Annotated in this window: 21 protein-coding genes; 3 read left to right on the top strand and 18 right to left on the bottom strand. The window is 24.7% G+C overall.

Annotated features, from left to right (window positions below; translation table 11 throughout):
• Positions 1 to 127: 127 nt before the first annotated feature.
• From AC07E4_RS01695 to AC07E4_RS01645, 11 genes are all read right to left on the bottom strand, one after another.
• Positions 128 to 730 (bottom strand): HAD family hydrolase, encoded by a 603-nt coding sequence (locus AC07E4_RS01695; protein WP_478215595.1) that lies wholly within the window; start codon positions 728 to 730, stop codon positions 128 to 130.
• 42 nt (positions 731 to 772) lie between these two features.
• The gene (locus tag AC07E4_RS01690) at positions 773 to 2,533 is read right to left on the bottom strand and encodes an ATP-binding cassette domain-containing protein (protein WP_430830297.1); all 1,761 of its coding nucleotides are present in this window, start codon (positions 2,531 to 2,533) and stop codon (positions 773 to 775) included.
• On the bottom strand, positions 2,530 to 4,275 hold the full coding sequence (locus AC07E4_RS01685; protein ID WP_478215594.1) for an ABC transporter ATP-binding protein: 1,746 nt from the start codon (positions 4,273 to 4,275) through the stop codon (positions 2,530 to 2,532). Before AC07E4_RS01685 ends, AC07E4_RS01690 begins: the two co-directional genes overlap by 4 nt.
• A 41-nt stretch (positions 4,276 to 4,316) precedes the next feature.
• Positions 4,317 to 4,856, bottom strand: a complete 540-nt coding sequence (locus AC07E4_RS01680; RefSeq protein WP_430830295.1) for a GNAT family N-acetyltransferase — start codon at positions 4,854 to 4,856, stop codon at positions 4,317 to 4,319.
• 95 nt (positions 4,857 to 4,951) lie between these two features.
• Positions 4,952 to 5,878 (bottom strand): GNAT family N-acetyltransferase, encoded by a 927-nt coding sequence (locus tag AC07E4_RS01675; protein WP_430830294.1) that lies wholly within the window; start codon positions 5,876 to 5,878, stop codon positions 4,952 to 4,954.
• A gap of 23 nt (positions 5,879 to 5,901) precedes the next feature.
• Entirely contained in the window at positions 5,902 to 7,071 is a 1,170-nt protein-coding gene (locus AC07E4_RS01670; protein ID WP_478215593.1) for a hypothetical protein, read from the bottom strand.
• Positions 7,072 to 7,237: 166 nt separating this feature from the next.
• On the bottom strand, positions 7,238 to 7,516 hold the full coding sequence (locus AC07E4_RS01665) for a CD3324 family protein (RefSeq protein WP_040327903.1): 279 nt from the start codon (positions 7,514 to 7,516) through the stop codon (positions 7,238 to 7,240).
• A gap of 308 nt (positions 7,517 to 7,824) precedes the next feature.
• Positions 7,825 to 8,436, bottom strand: coding sequence for a YdcF family protein (locus AC07E4_RS01660; protein ID WP_478215592.1), 612 nt, complete (start codon positions 8,434 to 8,436; stop codon positions 7,825 to 7,827).
• A gap of 23 nt (positions 8,437 to 8,459) precedes the next feature.
• The gene (locus AC07E4_RS01655; RefSeq protein WP_040327907.1) at positions 8,460 to 8,978 is read right to left on the bottom strand and encodes a GNAT family N-acetyltransferase; all 519 of its coding nucleotides are present in this window, start codon (positions 8,976 to 8,978) and stop codon (positions 8,460 to 8,462) included.
• A 3-nt stretch (positions 8,979 to 8,981) separates the two neighbouring features.
• Positions 8,982 to 9,632: a hypothetical protein gene (locus AC07E4_RS01650; RefSeq protein WP_478215591.1), complete on the bottom strand. Its 651-nt coding sequence runs from the start codon at positions 9,630 to 9,632 to the stop codon at positions 8,982 to 8,984.
• A gap of 26 nt (positions 9,633 to 9,658) precedes the next feature.
• The gene (locus AC07E4_RS01645) at positions 9,659 to 10,435 is read right to left on the bottom strand and encodes a GNAT family N-acetyltransferase (RefSeq protein ID WP_478215590.1); all 777 of its coding nucleotides are present in this window, start codon (positions 10,433 to 10,435) and stop codon (positions 9,659 to 9,661) included.
• 195 nt (positions 10,436 to 10,630) lie between these two features.
• On the opposite strand from AC07E4_RS01645, the gene AC07E4_RS01640 reads away from it, so the two are divergent.
• On the top strand, positions 10,631 to 11,239 hold the full coding sequence (locus tag AC07E4_RS01640; RefSeq protein WP_040327913.1) for a class I SAM-dependent methyltransferase: 609 nt from the start codon (positions 10,631 to 10,633) through the stop codon (positions 11,237 to 11,239).
• 77 nt (positions 11,240 to 11,316) lie between these two features.
• Here AC07E4_RS01640 and AC07E4_RS01635 read toward each other — a convergent pair whose 3' ends face one another.
• The 7 genes from AC07E4_RS01635 to AC07E4_RS01605 form a co-directional block, all read right to left on the bottom strand.
• Positions 11,317 to 11,523 carry a hypothetical protein gene (locus tag AC07E4_RS01635; protein WP_040327915.1) on the bottom strand — a complete coding sequence of 69 codons (207 nt, stop codon included), beginning with the start codon at positions 11,521 to 11,523 and terminating at the stop codon, positions 11,317 to 11,319.
• A gap of 220 nt (positions 11,524 to 11,743) precedes the next feature.
• Entirely contained in the window at positions 11,744 to 12,670 is a 927-nt protein-coding gene (locus tag AC07E4_RS01630; protein WP_478215589.1) for a GNAT family N-acetyltransferase, read from the bottom strand.
• 78 nt (positions 12,671 to 12,748) lie between these two features.
• Positions 12,749 to 14,434 (bottom strand): M3 family oligoendopeptidase, encoded by a 1,686-nt coding sequence (locus tag AC07E4_RS01625; RefSeq protein WP_478215588.1) that lies wholly within the window; start codon positions 14,432 to 14,434, stop codon positions 12,749 to 12,751.
• A 137-nt stretch (positions 14,435 to 14,571) separates the two neighbouring features.
• Positions 14,572 to 14,778 (bottom strand): hypothetical protein, encoded by a 207-nt coding sequence (locus tag AC07E4_RS01620; RefSeq protein ID WP_040327918.1) that lies wholly within the window; start codon positions 14,776 to 14,778, stop codon positions 14,572 to 14,574.
• Between the two features lie 131 nt (positions 14,779 to 14,909).
• A complete protein-coding gene (locus AC07E4_RS01615) occupies positions 14,910 to 15,857 on the bottom strand; it encodes a GNAT family N-acetyltransferase (RefSeq protein WP_478215587.1) in 948 nt (315 codons plus the stop codon).
• Between the two features lie 172 nt (positions 15,858 to 16,029).
• Positions 16,030 to 16,251: a hypothetical protein gene (locus tag AC07E4_RS01610; protein ID WP_040327921.1), complete on the bottom strand. Its 222-nt coding sequence runs from the start codon at positions 16,249 to 16,251 to the stop codon at positions 16,030 to 16,032.
• A gap of 143 nt (positions 16,252 to 16,394) precedes the next feature.
• The gene (locus tag AC07E4_RS01605; protein WP_478215586.1) at positions 16,395 to 17,222 is read right to left on the bottom strand and encodes a sugar nucleotide-binding protein; all 828 of its coding nucleotides are present in this window, start codon (positions 17,220 to 17,222) and stop codon (positions 16,395 to 16,397) included.
• Positions 17,223 to 17,602: 380 nt separating this feature from the next.
• Here AC07E4_RS01605 and AC07E4_RS01600 point away from each other — a divergent pair, with 380 nt between their 5' ends.
• Complete coding sequence (locus tag AC07E4_RS01600; protein WP_040327925.1) at positions 17,603 to 18,325, top strand: LytR/AlgR family response regulator transcription factor; 723 nt, start codon at positions 17,603 to 17,605, stop codon at positions 18,323 to 18,325.
• A gap of 158 nt (positions 18,326 to 18,483) precedes the next feature.
• Entirely contained in the window at positions 18,484 to 19,986 is a 1,503-nt protein-coding gene (locus tag AC07E4_RS01595; protein WP_478215585.1) for a hypothetical protein, read from the top strand.
• Positions 19,987 to 19,999: the final 13 nt, after the last annotated feature.

The following is a 19,999-nucleotide window of genomic DNA, read 5'->3' as shown; positions in this document are numbered from 1 at the left end:
TAAACAACTTTTCCATTTATATACCACTATTAATTTAGGTGACAGTCATTAAACTTAATATAAATTGAGATTGATGATAATACAAGATATCTTCACTCCCAATTTATATTAAATCATAAGTACTATTCTATAAGAAACCTTTTAAATTTAATTTTTCTTTTAATTTTTTATAATCCTCTAAATGTATTGTATCCATTCCAAGAGATGATGCCATGTCTACATTTTCTTTAACATCATCTATAAAAATTGACTCTTCATATTTAATTTTATAGGTATTGATTAAATTTTCAAACATTTCCTTTTCTGGCTTTATGCATTTAATTTTGGCTGAAATAATAATTCCATCTGCATCCTTAAAAAAATCATATTTTTTATATACATTATCAAAAGCTATATCATGAAAATTTGATAAAATATAAATTTTATATCCCTTTTCCTTTAAATCATTTAAAATTTGTATATTTTCATCTATTGGTTTAAGTAGATTGTGCCAATCATTCATTACATCTTTTATTATATTTTCTTTATTCCTCATTCTCATGCAAAATTTTTCAGTAGCTTCTTCTGTTTTAATAACACCATTATCTAACATTATCCATTCATCACTTTTAAAAATAATATTATAAATTTTTTCTGCTAGTTTATCATCATTCAATTTTGACTTAAGATACTCCATAGGCTTAAATGTAAGCAAAACATTACCTAAATCAAAAACTACATTTTTAATCATAACAGATCATATCCCCCCTTGAATATATGTAATTAATGAACTTTAAACAATATTTTTAAATTCCATTGACTTCTCAATTAGTTCATTAAAAGTTCCTTCACTTTCAATTCTACCATCTTTTAAAACAATTATCTTGTTGGCCTTTTCAAGTATAAATCTTTTATTAGATACAATAATAAAACTAGATTCATTATTTTTAAGTAATCTTGTCCAGAAAGTTTTTTCTGTACTTATATCAAGAGCACTTGATATGTCATCTAAAATAAAAATTTGTGATTTCCTTACAAACATACGTGCTGCTGCTAATCTTTGAATTTGTCCTCCAGACAATTTTGTTCCTTTTGTCCCTATTACAGTTTCTAATTTATTTTCTAAAATCTCAATGTCCTTTTCAAAGACAGCTTCCCATATAGCTTTATCTAAATCCTTGCTATTTTCTGAAACTCCTAAAAATATATTGCTCTTTACTGTGTCACTAAATAAACTGGGAATTTGTGGCATATATGCACTTATGGGTGGTATAAAGAAACTTTTATTATCTTCTATACATTTATTATTATAATAAACCTCTCCTTTTGATTTTGGTAAAAGTCCTAGTAAAGATTTTAACAAAGTACTCTTTCCTGACCCAGTCCTGCCTGCAACAACTAAAATTTCTCCTTTTTTTAATGAGAAGCTTATGTCTTTTATTCCATTTTGTGATTTATCATATATATAAGTTAATTTTTCTACAATTAATGAATCCATAATACTTTCATTATTTACTTCAATATTTCTTTCTTTTAATATTTCTTCTTTCAAATTTATATTTTTATATTTTAATAATTCATTTGAATTTTCATTTATATCAATTTGCTTTAGTATATTCCTATAGCCTACATTAGTTTGTTTTAAATATACAATAAAGTTTCCAAGTGATTCAATACTATCAGTTACAAATGCTAAATAGTAAACAAATATACTAAAATCACCTACTGTAAAAGTTCCTTCACCTATAGAACTAGCACATAAAAGTAATATTGCTCCTGTTCCTAAATTTATTGCATTATTATATATAGAATCTATTAATTGAGTTAAAATAGTATCTTTAATCATGATCTTATGTCTTTTATCATTTAAAACTCTTAATCTTCTAATTATATCTTGTTTTGCACCTGCCACCTTAATAGTTAAAATAGAATCAAATATCTCACAAATAAATCCATTAACTTCTCCAGTTGCCATTCTTCCTTTTTCTCTATTAATTTCAATATTCTTTTCTGATTTTTGAGCTATTCTTATTACTAAAATTAATGGTATAAAAACAGCAAATGTGATTTTTACATTTATATAACTTAAAATAATAATAGCTCCAATTGCACGTACAACTTGTCCAATAACTGTTCCTAACCAAGAAACCGTTGTTTCTATTTGGGATACATCATCTCTAAAACAATTTAGCACTTCTCCAACTGAAGTTTTTATGGCTTTTGATCCAGGCTTTTTTAATATTAAATTTAGCATGTTTCTTCTTAATAATGTAGTTATATAAAACTGATTTAAACTACTATTTATAAAGTATATTTTTTTTATAATAACATGAATGATTGTAATTAGTACCATAAAAAAAATTAACTGATATTGATTAAAATTTGAATTAACTTTTCCACCCATAATATCAAAAAACTCCTTTACAACAATTCCTTCTGCTAAAGGTATTGTTGCCATTAAAAGTTCCATAAAAATATTAACACTGTATAAAATTGGCTTGTACATTATTAAATTAATAATGTACTTGTTTTTATTCTTTTTTCTCATATTCATACAAGTACCTCATCTATTCCACCTTCAATCAAGTTGTAATATGTTGAGTTTTTATCTTCTAAAAGATTTTTTCTCTCACCAAATTCTATTACACAACCTTTTTCAAGAATCATAATTTTATCTGCTTTATTAAGTGTTGATAATCTATGTGCTATTATAATACATGTCCTATCTCTTAAAATTTTATTCAGTGCATTTTCTATTAATTTTTCAGTTTCAACATCTATTCTGGATGTTGCTTCATCTAGAATTATAAGTTTAGGTTTTTTTATAAATACTCTAGTAAATGCTATTAATTGTGCTTCCCCTACTGATATACTTTTTGCACCCATTTCTAAATTAGTTTCTAATCCATTTTTTAAACTTTCATACCATTTTCCAAATCCCAAACTATATATACTATCTAGTATTTGTTTATCATCAATGTAATTTTTAAACATAGTTATATTTTCTCTTATTGTACCTTTAAAAATCTCAACATCTTGTGTTATGTATGCTATATTATCTGTAAATTCCTGCTCATTTAATGATTTTATATCCTTTTTATTCAATAAAATTACGCCTTTTTTCACATCATACATTCTAACAATAATACGAGCTAATGTAGTTTTTCCACTTCCTGTGTGTCCCAATATTCCAAGTACCTTCCCACCTTCCAGTTTTATTGAGATATCTTTTAATACATCTATACTTTCTTCATATTGAAAATCTACATTTTTTAACTGTATCTCTAAGGAGTCTTTTTGATTTAGAAATTCCTTTCCATATTTTATATTTGATTTTACTTGAAATAAATCAAATACTCTTATAATACTAGCACCTGATAACTGTAGCTCTTGAAGATTAACTCTAATTTGTTCCAAAGGCCTTCTTAATATTTCTGTATAATTGAATATCAAATATGCTGTTCCCACAGTTATAATTCCTTTTTTCCATAAATACAAAGATACAGAGAAAGATATAATTGTACTAGTAGCAAATATAATTAGAGTAACTGACCATAATGTAGCCCATGTTAGTTTAGCCTTACGTGTTATTGGATATATTTTTCTCGTTATATCATAAAATTTTTTCATTATATATTTTCTAGCTCCATTTGCTGCTATATCCTCAGTATTTGAAATATACTCTCCCAATCTTCCATAAAATTCAGCATTTGCTTTACTTTCATCTATCCAATACTTTTCTGTTTTTGATTTTGTTTTCCATAAAATTAGTATAGAAAGAATAGAAAATACAGTTATACTTACTCCAACAAACATGTTTTCTTTAAATAAAATTATTAAAATTCCAACAAGAAGTATTAGATTATTTATCATATTCAATATAATTCTTGAAAATAAATCAAACATTTGTGATATGTCACCATCGACTCTTTCTAAAAGTTCTCCTGGATTATGCTCTTTATGAAAAGACATATCTAAATTTATACAATGTTCAATTAAATCTACTCTTATGTTATTAGTTATCTTCCAAGCCACCTTTTCTCCTATATATACTGTTAAAACACTAAATACTTGAGTAAAAAATGCAATTATTAAAAACATGGAAGCAGCATATATTAAATTCTTACCCACATTTCCATTAGTTGCTTCATCTATAAAATATCTTGATATTTGTGGATTTATAATTTGCATACAAATATTTATTAACGACATAATAAACATTGCTATCACCATAATTTTTTGTTCTTTTAAATACTTATAAAAAAACTTAATATAACTTTTCTTTTTGTCCTCCATATTATGCCCCTTTCACGTGCTATCTAAATTAAATTTTAATTTTATATTTTTATCATTTTTTTCATTCTAAGAATTTTTGTTTCTTTATTTTCAATATTTACATTACATATTTCAAAGGTTTCAAAATTCAATTTTTCATAAACTTTTATTGCTCTTTTATTAAATTCAGCTACAGCACATCTGATATAATCACCATGATAGTCATATTTTTTTATAGCAAATTCAATACAACTTAAAATAAATTTTTTGCCTAAACCTTTACCACATAATTCTGGTTTTAATCCCCACCCCATCCACATTTCATATATCTTTTTATCATCATTTAATATAGTCTCATATTCAACATATCCATCATCTTCTGATTCCTCATTTTCTTCTTCAAAAAATTCAATAGTCAGTTCTCCTATAAGATTATTTTTTTCATTTAAAACTGCAAATCTTCCTAATCCCCATAATGATTCATCTAATAATTCTTCTTTTTCATTACAATAATCATAAATACTATATTCATCTTTATATTTCCAATTATTAATCATTTCGCTTGCATAAGCATAATTCATATCAACAAATTTAAACTCCATTTGTTCCCCTCCATAAAACTTATAATCTATAGTCAAATTTCCACAAATAAAGTTCATTAAAAATCTTTTAAACTCTTAATGAACTTTATTATTTTTTATATATTATTTTCCATAACTTTTAGTTCCATTTCAGATAATTCTACACCCTTCATGAACCCTAAATTGTAATAAACATTTTCTGCTTCATTTCCTATATCAACATATAATCTAACTACTGGATACTTTTCACTTAGATTTGTCAATGATTTCTTTATCATATCACTACCAATCCCTCTACCTTGATAACTAGGCTTTACAGCTATTTGACTTATCAATGGCCACTCCTGAAAAATTGATATATAACAAAGTCCTACAAGTTCTTTAGTTTCTTTATCATATACCAAAGTGGAAGTTCTATTTAAAAAATCATTTTCTAAGTTATCATCAAAGTAATCTTTAACCCATGAAGTATATTCTTCTAAACTATAATTAAAATTTAATCCATCATTATTTTCAAATGCTTCGTATAATAATTTTCCCATTTCAACTTCATTTTCTCTTTTAGGTAAACATATATCATACTTTTCATTTAAATTATCACTAATTATTTCTGTTGTTCTTATCATCCACCTACCACTTTCAAACTTTTTAAATCCTAACTTTTCATAAATATCTATTTGTGATGAATCCACTACTGATGCTATTATAGGCTTTGACAAATCAGACCATTCAATTAATGTCTTTTTTAATTTTTTTAAAATTTCATATTCATCATTGTATGGAGGTATAATAAATAACCCTTCTATATAATTTGATTCTATAAAAACCCCACCAATTTTCTTATGATTTTTTACAATCCAAAAACAACCATCATCCTCTGATACACTAGAACGCATCATTTCATAACTTTTTTTAAAATAATTATCTGCTTTTTGAAGACCGCAATAAGTGCCATAATATTTTGAAAACTCGTTGTGATCTGCCTTTTCTAATTGGTAACCCTCTTCTAAATCATATATTTGTATTTCACTTAAATTTTTCATTTATATCACATCTTTCTTTTAAATTATTCACTTTTTCTAACTTCTTGACCATCTTCAATGATGTCGGAAAAATGCATATGACTAAACTTCCATCTTCCTTCTTTTTTTACTAAAACCCCAATAAATTTCATCGGTAGCATTTGTTTTTCATCTTGCATACAATTCAATGCATTATTTATTGAAAATAGCATATCCTGTAGCAATTCTATCTTTGACTTATCCTGTTTTTTATAATAATCAAAATTTTGTTTTGGCCAAGTACATACTTTATCTTCTTTAAAATTAAATGTTATAAATGCTTTTGATAAAACTACTGCTACATTTTCATAAACATAAATATAAGCATTTTCTCTATTTAAATTAAAATCTCCCCAATATTTCCAATCACTTTCAAATAATTCTTTTCCTTCATTAAACCCATAAAAATCTTCACCTTGGTCTGTTCCAAATATAAATAAATTTTCATCATTCCAAAGTAATTTTTCTCCATAAATATCCACTAATTTTTCATCACGTTTATCATATCCATCTTGAAAAATGTCTAATATTTTTTTAATTTCTTTTATATCTTCATTATCTTTTTGTCTTATTTCTAAAATTTTTAAAGTATCATCTAAATTTTCATCATCTAAAACTATTTCTCTTCCATCTAATGCACAAGAAATATTCATATGTTTAATCTTCCATTTATTCTTGTTATTGATCATTACAATAGTTGCTCTAAATGGGCATATATAAGTTTCACCTAAACTTATATTATATAAAGTTCTTGAAATTTCATCTGAAAGTTTTAGCAAATCTCTTCTTGATGCACCTTTGTCTAATGTTTCAGCCATACAATTCACCATATTTTTACTAACATAATTTTCAGTATTAATAAATGTGCTTTTACCATTAATAGCTACACTTGCAATATCTCCTTCAACACTAATTATTGACTTATCTATATCTAGTTCTATATTTTTAAAAAGCTTATTACTATCATCCCAATAAATTTTAAATGCACTTTTTATATTTTCTACCCCAAAATGCCAATCATTTAATCCCTTCCCTATAAAACTTGTATCATCTTCATTTACAAAAAAATCATTAACAAAATTATCAATATTTTTTAAATCATTTTTTATATACTCTTTTTCAAAATTTCTTAAAATTTCTTTTATAATATTTATTGTTTCATTGTTTTTAGTCATTTTTATCTCATCCCCTTACTAAATCTTCTCTTTATATTAAAATTATATTATTTAACAGCTTTATCTTATATATCCAACTTGATTCCGTATTAAAGTTAAACAAAAATAACACCTATTTGAAATCAATCAAATTAGGTGTTATTTTTTATAAATGTTTTTCATGTCTTTACGAACATGCTTTTTTCTCTTGACTTATTATTCTTCTAATGCTTTGTTCCGATAGAAAATATTCTTCTGCTAATAACGCTACTTTATATCCACTAATATATTTCTTGAAAATTTCATTATTTCTCTTTTTAAGACTATTTCTTGTTCCATTCTTTTCACCCCAAGCTTTTTCATTTTCACTTTTTCTTGGAATGTATACATATTCTCCATCTATATACTTTTGAATTAATTCTATAACTTCCTTTGGTAACACATTATGTGCTTTAACATGTTTCATAAAATTTGCCCCTCCTTAATTTTTTTAATTAAGGCAAAGGCCATGAAACAGTAAGCATAATTACTAATTAATGCCTAAGCATGTAAAGGAACCTATTTCAGCTAAAATTTTAAATTAGGCTCCAAGCAAAGTATAGCTGACTGAGTCATTTTGGCCTTTGCTTGAAGCATTTTATTTACAGTAGCATAAAATAAATTATAACATTTCATAAAGCACCACTCCTTTTGTTCATTAATAAATCTCTATTCAATTCATCTTATTCTAGATATATATTAAAATACCTTTAAATAGTTTCAATTTTCAGTAAATTATTTATGAACTTCATTTTCTAATATAGCCTCTTTAAAATAACTTTTAAATTGAGAGCCACATTTACTTAATTCATTCATAACTTTCTCTATGCCTTTATCTGTTTCAAACCAATTAGTTTTCTTTATATCATTTACATCTGAAGTGCACATAATTAACTTAGTTTCTGGATATGCCCACTTGTAGTACATATATGAACGTCTAGAATGAAAAGACTTACAACATATTATTGCTTTTTTTATATCTAATCCTAGTTCATCTGTAACTTGTCGAGATTTAAATGCATTTTCATAGGTGTTTTCTGCACAATCTTCTTTTAAAATTGCATTTTCATCTACATTGTTTTTTAATAAAACACCTTTAAAGAATTCCCATTCTGTTTTATATTCTTCATTGTATATGTTAATTTTTGATGAAGGGCCTGCAAAGCATCCTCTTTTAGGATTGTATTTTCCTGATGGAAGTATTAGATTTGCGTAACCATTTTGGTATAGAGTTGCAGCCCTTTCTCCTAATTCTGAATATGATCCTCCTGGGATAAATATAATATCTGACCTCTCAGGTTTATCTTCTAAAAATATAAAATTACCAATATCATCTATAGACTTCATAAAATATCACTCCTTTTATTCATCTAGTTAAGTTTTAAAAATTTAGCTAATAATAGTAAATTTTCATATTTATCATTTATTTTTATAGCATTATTTTTTACACCTTCTACAATAAATCCAAACTTTTTATAAAGTCCAATTGCAACAGTATTCTTTTCAAAAACCTCTAATTCTATTTTTTCAATTTCATTTTCTCTGCACCAGTTTATTAATTCTTCCATTAAAATACTTCCTATTTTTAAGCCACTATATTTTTTTAAAATAGTTATTCCTAAAATACCTACATGTTTAGTTTTAATTTTATTATCCCTATGTAATGTAATACAACCAACTATTTTATTGTTTATTTCTGCAACTAAAAATAGTGCTGTTTCCTCAATATATTTTTCTTCTTTTTCAATAGTAATATTAAATTCTTCAGAAGTTGATGGGAAGAACTCCACTTCTTCCATAACCTGTTTTACGAGATTTATTATTTCAAGAGCATCTTCCTTTATTCCATATCTAATTATTAGTTCATCCCCATTTTTTAGTTTTATCATATTTTATCCCCTTTCAATTATGGTTTTTGTATTTAAATCTATTATTCGTGTTCTAGTATCACTCTTTGAAATATATATTTCTTCACCACTTTTATCTATACAATAAGAAATTGGTATTGAAATTCCACAATTTCTATATGACCCATCTGCATGACTTGTCCCTATTATCATTGTATTATATTTTTTAGCAATTCTCTTTGCTTCATTTATCCAGAGATTAAACTGCTCATTACTAAACATACCTACTCCAATTGGATGAACAATAAAATCAATTTTTCTATTTGCTTTTTCTAAATCTCTATATCCTTTTAAAATTTCCATACAAAGTAAATATCCAATACATAGTTTATTTGTTTCAACCACTAAAGGTTCATATAATTCACATTTAAATTCTGCTGGAGTTTTCCATCTTTCTAAAATCTTATTTCCATCTTTATCAATTATTAATGCTCTGTTTTTAAAGTCCTTTTTATATGAAGTAATTATCATGGTATTGTGTAATCTTGCTAATTTACAAGTATCTTCTAATAAAATCTCATCACATATATATCCTTCTGGATATATAACTAAATCTACATCTTCATTATTTTCAATATCTTTTCTTAATTGAAGAATTCCTCCTTCATGTACTGGCTGAGCTATTAAAATCTTCATATCAAACTACTCCCAACTTACACTATTTAAATTTTTTCATTATCAACACAATAAGTATCATATGCACCTTCTAGCACATATCCTAACTTTTGAGCTAACTTAACAGATTCCATATTTGCTGCATCCCAGCTAGGATATTTGCCTCTATTTAGACAGTCTAAAATCAATGCAGAAGCTGCTATAGTTGCAAGACCTTTTCGTCTATATAGAGGATGTGTATCTATTTCTATTTCAATTCCATCATCATATACACTATAAGATGATGCACAACATATAACTTTGTCATCTTTTAAAATACAATATCCAATGCCCTTATTAAGATAGTCATCTATAGATTGAAATTGACTAGTAAAATCTTTAGAAAGCTCTTGAAATGAAAATGAATGTGCTAAATATGAATTTACTCTTTTCAACTCATATCCATCTGGTACTCTCTGTAGAAAAGATTTGATATGATTAACATCTAAATACTTAGGATTTTTCTTAAATGAGTATCTTTGAAATTTTTCTGCACGATTATTATAAATAGTTTCTATTTTTCTTTTCCATTCAGGTGTATTTACAATTATTAGTGCATATTCAGGTAAATTATATAACAATTCCTCTGCTTCTTTTAAACTACAATCTCCTGCATAAAAAACAAAAACTCCAACTATAACTTGAGCTACTTTAGGATTTTTAATATTATCAACCCAAGCATCTCCCATATATCCTTGCAAGCATGAAAGTATCATTGTATCATCCATATGTCTAAACATATCAATTAAATTTTTTCTTGTATCTTTCTTTGCTTTATAAATCATAAATTCATCCTTTCATATATAAAAATTAACTTAATATCCTTAATATTTTCAGAATATTAAGTGATTTAAAAATATCAATATATATTATATCATTAAAGTAAATATTTTTATATGATGTAATTTAATGTAAAAAAGTGTATAATATCTTACATGCTAATTGGCTTAGCTTAAATATAAACTTATTGGAGGTTTCATATGAATTTAATTTTCAGGCAAACTCAGCTTTATAATTTCCTATCCTATTGTAATAAAATTGATTTAGACAAAACGGTTCTAGACTGTGGTGCTGGTGGAAACTTGCCACCTCTTGCTTTATTTTCAAGTCAAGGTTATAAAACTTATGGAATAGAACTTCGTGAAACTCAAATTGAAAAAGCCAATATTTTTTCTGATAAACATAAATTGTCTCTTAATATTTCAAAAGGTGATATTAGAAATCTTCCTTTTGAAAATGATTCTATTAGCTTCATATACTCTTACAATACTATTTTTCATATGACAAAAGAAGAAATAACTCAATCAGTAAATGAAATTAAAAGAGTTTTAAAACCTAATGGACTTTGCTTTATAAATTTTCTTTCTATATATGACTCTGATTATGGGAAAGGTGAAAAAGTAAACCATGGAGAATTTTTGCAAGATGAAGGTGATGAAAAGATTATTCATACTTACTATGAATTAAATGAAGCAGAAAAACATTTTAACGATATGAATATTTTATTTAAAGAAAGTAGAATTCTTCAAAGAATCTATGAAGGTGAAAAAATAACACAAGGTTATATTGATTATATAGTACAAAAATAGTTTATTTCTAAATAAAATTAAACAAAATATACAGGTCAAATACCTGTATATTTTGCTACTACTTCACAAATATTAAATTAAGCTTCGTGACCACAATATTTACATATCCATTTTAAAACATAATTACCGTCATTATTCATAACATACACCTTTTGATATTTATGATCATGTCCATCATCCAATCCTGGATGATGACCTTCATCTGCAAATGCTAAAGATGAAACTCCACATAACATAGTTGCTGTAAGTATAGTCATTACTACTTTTTTTAGTTTCTTATTCAATTTTATTCCCCCCTTCTATTTAACTATAAATAGATACTAACACATATTGGAAATTGTTTCATATTATGTTTTATCTTTTAATTATTTTTTACCTTTTATTCACTTTTTTGTTTAATTTTAATATTTTTTTAATATTTCTATTTGAGCTATAGAACTATTTCAATATTATTTATCAAAACACATTCATAAATAATAAAAAATTTAACTTATTTTAAATATACTAAAATTTCTTTTGCCAATGCCAAATTTCTGAAGTACTTTCAACTTCAAATCCTAAATCCCAATAAAACTTTTGATCCCCACCTAACATTCCTCTGCATTTAGGATTTATCTTCATCACGCGATTGGCAGCCTCATGTATAAGTGCTGTAGCAATTCCTTTTCTTCTACACCACCACACTACTCCCAATGGTTCTAATTCACAATATGGCATTTTTTCATTATACCAAATAATTGCCATACCAACTGGTTTTTCTTCTTCATCAACGATACATAAATCTAACTTAGGATTATAATTGGGCATTTTTCTAAGCTCACTAAATCCTATTTCACCTGTTTCCGCTGTAGGAAGTGTATAATTAAAAGAAAACATATGCGTGTTTGACAAGTAGAAATCTGGAGTTTCTGTACCATCTAAAATTTTGTATTTTTCTGGTAATTTTATCTCAAACTCTTTTGTACCAAATGGCATAATAAGCAAGCGCTCTAAATCATTTTCTTTTCTAAATCCTCTACTAATAGCCATTTCCTTAACTTTTTTATATTCTGGTGTTAATAATAATCTTAAATATCGTGTTTTATCTTTATAGTCTTTTTTAAAGCATGAAAAATATGTCTCAGCATAATGAAACATACTTTCTAATAACTTAGTGTTATTTTGCCTTTCTAAGCTATCAAATAAAAAGAAACATTCACTATTCCAAATTGCTTCGCTTATTACTGCTGAAATAATTTTATTATTTTCTTCCCAAATTCCAATTGTATGTCTCCAATTATCACATACATTTCCCCAAGCAATATGTGCACCTCTAGTAAACTCATGCCTACTAAGTCCCCATGCTGGTAAACTCCATTTATAACTTTCTAAAATCATCTCTTCAATCTTCATAAAATCTTTATCATTATAAAATCTAAAGTTAATGCTCATATGAATTCACCCCACTTTTACATTAAAACATATATCCTTTCTATGAATTAAATTTCTAGATAATAAATTAATTTTAATTTATAACATTTCTTCAACTTCAAATAACCATTTTTTAATAGGTTTTATAACACATTTCATACTGTCTTTATCAAAAGGATTTTTTAAATTTCCAATTTCAATAGTTTCTAATAATGTCTTACTTCCTCCAGCCTTACATACATTTATATAATTATTCCATGATTCTTTTCGCTTAACATTAGATTTATTCCAAAAATTAAATGCTAAAAACTGAGCTATTCCATAATCTATATAGTAAAATGGTCCCCAAAATATATGTGACTGCCTTAACCAGTACGAACCCCTATTCAAATATTCATTTCCATCATAATTTCTATATGGAATGTATTTTTTTTCAACCTTTCTCCACATATCATTTCTTTCTTTAAAAGTAGCATTGGGTTTTTCATATATATAATGTTGAAATTCATCAACAGCAGCAATGTATGCAAGTAAAAATAACGCACTACACATATGTGAAAATTTATACTTATTTTCTCCATCTCTAAAAAATTCTTTTAACCATGGCTCAATAAAAAATTCCATACTCATTGAATGTATTTCCGATATATCTTCTGTAGCAATAATATATTCCGGTATATCAAAATCCTTACATAAATAATTCTGAAAAGCATGTCCTATCTCATGTATTATTTCATTAAAATTTTCTATTGTATAATTAAATTTAGTATAAATAAATGGTGTTTTGTATTTAGGTATATATTCACAAAATCCACCATCATCTTTATCTTTCCTATATTCAATATCTAAAACCCCTCTGTCTATAATATATTCAAAAAACTTCTCTGTATCCTTTGATAATTCTCTATACATTTCTAAAAATTTATTTATAGTAAATTTTAAATCTCCATGTATTTTAGGATTTCCATCTTTAAAAAATATGGATTCATCATAATATTTAACATTATCAATTTCCAATCTTTTTTCTTGTCTTTTTATTAATTCATTATTAAGTGGTACAATGTATTTTAATATTTGATTTCTAAATTCAGAAATCATTTCTTTATCATATCCAATCCTATTCATACGTGCATATCCCATATCAATAAAATTATCATATCCCATTTTCATAGCCATTTTAGTCCTTAGTTGTACAAATTTATCAAATAAATTTTGCATATCATTTTCATATTTTTTTAATAATCCTGATTGTGCTTCATATGCATTTTTTCTAATTTTTCTATCTTCTGAGCATATTAACGGTTCAAAATCCCAAACTCCGAAAATTTCTCCTTTATAAGTTGTTTTAATTTTGTTGCTCAATTTAACGTATTCTGTTATTAGTGTATTTTCTTCTTGCAACTCTTCCACTATATTTTTTGAAACACATTTTATCTTCATTTCTGCTAAATTAAATATTTTATTTCCATATTTTAATTTAAGTTCACCTTTAAACTTAGAATTATTTAGTGCTTTATAAAATTCACAAACAACTTCATATAATATAGGTTCAGCATAATCATAATATTCTACTTCATTACAATAAAACTCCTTATCTATTCCTAAATCTCTTCTTAATTCACTTATAACCTTCATTGATGTAAACTCATTTCTTATTTTATTAATTTTATCTATTAATAAACATTGTTCATCAAATGTATTAGAGTTTTTAAATCTATCTATTAAGCTTAAAAATTCATTCTTATCTAAACAAGCTCGTTCATAAACAAATTCATTAAAATTCATAACTTCCTCCATTTTTTATTTAATATATTTTAATTATATTGTTATATAACTTCATATAATATTACCAATATAATTCAGTATTAAATTTGAACAAAAAAATACAGGGTACTAAATTCCCCTGTATCTTCTATTTATTTCTATTTTATATATCCGCACTTTACACATCTAAACATAGTTACAGCATTTCCATTTTTATCTAACCTTGATCCAGCATTTTTAAATTGATGTCTGCAACCAGCACCACCGCCATCTGAAGCATTTGATGCAAATACCATAGATGTTGTACCAAATAACATACATACAGTTAACATACTAATTAATAAACTTTTAAATTTCTTTTTCATTTTTCTTTCCCCCTTTTAAATTCGAGTTACCTTTATATATTACCATATTTTTCCTAAAGTATAAGTATTATTTATACATTTTAATTTATTTTTAATTAAGTTTACATTATTTTCATATTATATTAAGTCTATTATTTATTATTCTTTAACTTTTCCCAGGTATGTCTATTTCCTACCAATGTAAATCCTGCTGATTCATATAATTTATTAGGCGCTGGAAATTGCTCTGGACAAAGTGTTAACACTGTTGATACTGTAGCACCTAAATTTTTAGCTTTCTTTAATGCATATAACATCATTGCTTTACTTATTCCTTTTCTTCTATGCTCTTTAATACAAGCTACTGCTTCAAAACTAGCCATTTTATTTTTTTCATCATATCTACCACTACATAATGCTACCGGACTATTTTCTGGTGACATAACTACAATATCTAATTCATCTCTATATGCATAAGATTCTCTTGCTTTTCTTAATGAAACTTCATCAAATTCCATCCCTAGACAATCATTATATATTTCAATTACCTTACTTATATCTAAAATATCACAAAGGGATTTTATATAATATCCTTTTGGCAATTCAGGTTCACTTATAGGATATTTATTATAATAATCTCTTAATACCCAATATTCTTCTGTTCTATAATATCCATTTTCTATTAAAACTTTTTCTATATTAACATCACCATCAAAAGGACGCCATGAAGATTCACTAAAACTACTAATTCCAAGATCTACACTTCCATCTCTTATACACTTATTCACCTCTTCCTCTAAAGCTTTAAACATTTCACTAAATCTATGTTTATTTTTTGGATTTATAAATAACTGGTTTCTTTCGTATATCATTGCTCCACCCATAAGTTTATCACCTTCAAATAGAAGAAATGAAGAATCATGTAAGTCTTCTGAAATAGCTTCTATATAACTTTTATTTTCCTTATGGTCAATACCAAACTCTAATGAATTTATATTAAAATAAAATTTTGATCCTGACTCTGAAATACTTTCCTCTATAAACTTTCTTAATCTAAAATAATCTTCTCTGCCATTAAATCTTCTACATGTTATATTCATAAATTCTCATAACCTTTCATATATAAATATTTAAGTGTAATACCCTTATTATAAAAATTATATGTTTATAATATAAAATAATCTATTTCAAAAATAATTCGGCATTAAAGTTGAATAAAAATAAAATGAAAAATACAAGGTAATTAATTACCTTGTATTTTTCACTTTATTTTTATTCTGCCTTTACATATCCACATTTTGTACATCTAAATATAGTTAACATTCTATCAGTTTCTTTATCTATTCTATTTCCTACCTTTTGAAATTTATGTGCACATGTACTACCATAGCCATCATTAGCTGGACCTGGACCAGCTAATACTATTGATGTTGTACCAAACAACATACATACAGTTAACATACACATTAATAAACTTTTAAATTTCTTTTTCATTTTTTATTCCCCCTTTTAAAATTTGATACTTATACATTAACATATTTTTACTTTTATTGTATCATTTTCAATAAATTTTTAATGAATCTTTAACTAAATATACATTATTGAAATTGCTATTAATATATTTTTAATATCTTAAATTATATGTTACTAAATATTTCACCCAATAATTTATTTACTTTAAATGTGTTCAGTGAAAAATCTAAGTAATTATCTTCTTTTATACATTCATATATACTTTTTCTATTACTTATAATTAAATTACTATTGAGTTTTAATTGCTTTGCCATATCCTTATAAAATTCAAAATAACTATTTTTATTTAAAGGCCCCAAGTGAATAATTCCCTTATAATCAATTTTAATTAACTTTACTATCGCCTTTGCCATTTCTTCTACTTTCACAAAAGTATTATACATATTTTCTGTTCTAACAAATTCCTTATTATGTTCTAATAAATTAATTAGATTAGTAGTTTTTTTATCCCAAATTCCATTTATATCTTTTCCATACAACATTCCTGGTCTAATAATTATATAATTCCCATGACTTATAACAATTTTTTCTCCATCAATTTTTGCATTAGAGTATTCTGCTAAAGCATCCCTACTATTTCTGTATTCTGGTTTGTTATTTTCTTTATAATCTCCATTTTTTCCTCTAAAAACAGCATTTGTTGATATAAATATTATCTTTTTATTATCTGAAATATATTTCAAAACATTGTTCAATCCTAATTCAACTAAGTACTTTTCACTAGTATTACTCATAAGTGTCCATAAAATTATATCTGGATTAAAATTTTCAATTATATCTTTTACTTCCTCTTCCTTTGTTACATCTAATTTTATAAATTCATCATTACTATTACTACTATTTACAGTGCCTAATACATTAAATTCAGTTTTTAAAAGTTCAAAACAATGTCCACCTAGAAAACCACTTGCCCCTAAAATTAAAATTTTCATTCTTTCTGCTCCCTAACATAAGTATTTTATATAAACATTATTCTATTCCACTTTTGCTTTCCCTTCATAAATTTAATTAGTATTGATTGTTTTTATAAATATTAAATTAAACTTTAAATTTCCATTTCATTTATATTTCATTAAATTTATTTTAAAATTATATAGTTGTTTTTATTCAATTTCATACTCATATTATTTAAATAATTTTAAAATAGTATTTTTGGCACTAAATTTATTGACGCAATAGTTAACCTATAATTAATATATAATGTTTAAATTACTTAACTTATATTTAAATATAAGTTTACAATTGTCACTTGATAATGGTATTATTTAAAACTTGGGCTTAGAACCCTATATTACATTTGGAGGTATATAAAATGATAAATATATTAATAGTAGATAAGCACCTAGAAGATAGAGACCATATTAAAAAAATATTACTTTTGTCAAAATCAAATTTAAATATCTTTGAAGCTACTAATGAAGAAGATGCTTTAAAAATATCAATTAAAAATAAAATTGATATTTTTTTTGTGGAAATTTTTTTAGAAGATTCCTCTGGGCTAGATCTAAGCCTTAAATTGCGAGATATACCTAAATATACATTGTCATGGATTATATTCACAACTTATAACATGAAATATATTTTGGATTGTTTTAAAAAAGTTCATTGCTATGACTATATTTTAAAACCCTATGATGATAATGAAATTATTGACATTATAAATATTTTAACTAATTCCAATGATACTTCTACATCTGAAATTCCTAGGCAATATTTAACATTAACCATAGATGATATTATATTTAAGATATTTATAGATGATATTTTTTTCATTGAAGTGTTTGGTAAAACTTCAATTATTCACACTATAAAAGAAAAATATATTGTGCAAAATGTATCTCTAAAAAAACTATCTAATATGATTAATAATTGTTATTTTGTAAAATGTCACAAGTCTTTTTTAGTTAATATAACAAAAATAAAGAAAATAGAAAATATATCTTATAAGAAATCTAATATATATTTTGACAATTATAGTGAAATAATTCCACTTAGCTACAATTTTAGAAAAAATATGTTGAAATGGATGAAATAATTTATAATGATATAAATATATCTTATACCTCTTTTCTTCCTTCTCATGACATTAATATTGAATTTTTATCTATATAATTTATAATTTATTCATATTATTGTTTAAATTTTGAAAATTTTATTTGATTACTATTATAAATATTGAATGGAGGTGTATTTATGGAATACAAAAAATTACAAAATATACTAATTGAAAATATGTCTATATCAATTAATGCAAAATTAAAGCAAATACCTTTAGTTATCAATATTTTAGAAGATTTTACTTTTGGTATTCCTTCTAATATCTTAAATCTTGAAAATATTAATTTATGTATTGAAACAATATTAGAAAATATTATTATCAATGGATATAAAGAAAATAATATTGATTCAATTTCTATTGATTTTGAAAAACACTCTAAGTATTTAAAAATTATTATTCAAGAAAAAGGGATGCCTTATAGCTTTAACACTTTACTATATAACTGTAATAAAACTTTATTTAAAAAATTTACACATAGTTTTAGGAATTGTGAAATTAAAAATTATGTAGATAACATCTATTTTGATAATTTAGGGGTAAATGGACGAAAAATTACCATTATTAAATCTTATGATGAATTCATAGAAAATGATTATAATACAATTTCTAATTGTTCTAAATCATTAAATATAGATAATAAAAATTATATTGTACGAAGAATGCATAGTGATGAAGCCTTAGAAGTTTCTAGGTGTGCCTATAGTAGTTATGGATATAGTTATATGGATGAAGACATCTATTATCCTGATAAAATAGAAAATTTAAACAATACTAATAAATTAATTTCTTATGTTGCTGTTACAGATACTAATAAAATAATTTCTCATGTTGGCTTAAAACCCAATAATGATAGTGGCGAATTATTAGCAGCTTTTACACACCCAAAATACAGAGGTCTAAATTGCCTTAATAAAATCGTTGAAAATCTTATTTGTGAATGCAAGAGTTTAAATTTAACTGGTGTATATGTTAATGCTGTATGTGTCCATACATATTCACAAAAAAGTGCACATAATTATAATTTTAAAGATTGTGCATTATTTTTATGTAAAATTAAATCTTTAGACTTTAAAAATTTTGAAGTTAATTCATCTTATAGAGACAATCTTTTAATGTCTTATAAATATTTAAAGACTAATTTTAAATTAAAACTATATATATGTAAGCACCATATGAAAATTATCAAAGAAATATATTCTCAATTTAATATTGATGTTACTTTTATAGATTCTAAAATAAGTCATATAAAAAATAAACCATGTAAATATACTTTAAATTTTGATTCTATAGACTCTGCTTCTATCCATATTAATTCATATGGAAAAAATTTAATTGAATGTTTACATAAAGAAACTAAAAAATTATGTTGCAATAAAGTTGAAGTTATTTATTTGTATCTTGATTTAGAAAATCCAGATGCCCCACTTTATATTAAGGATTTAGAGAATATAGGATTCTTTTTTGCCGGGGTTATTCCTGGGGATGTTGGTAATAATAAATTAGTTCTTCAATATCTAAATAATATATTAATTGATTACTCAAGTATTAAAACAGAATCTGAAATAGGCAATAAAATTTTAAATTATGTTATGAATTCTGATCCAAACATTAATATTATTAAAGAAAATATAAATTAGTAGGAGGTATAAA

Source organism: Clostridium amazonense, from assembly GCF_056431285.1.
Note: the sequence above shows the minus strand (reverse complement) of the source record. Positions and strands in the feature narration are given on the sequence as shown.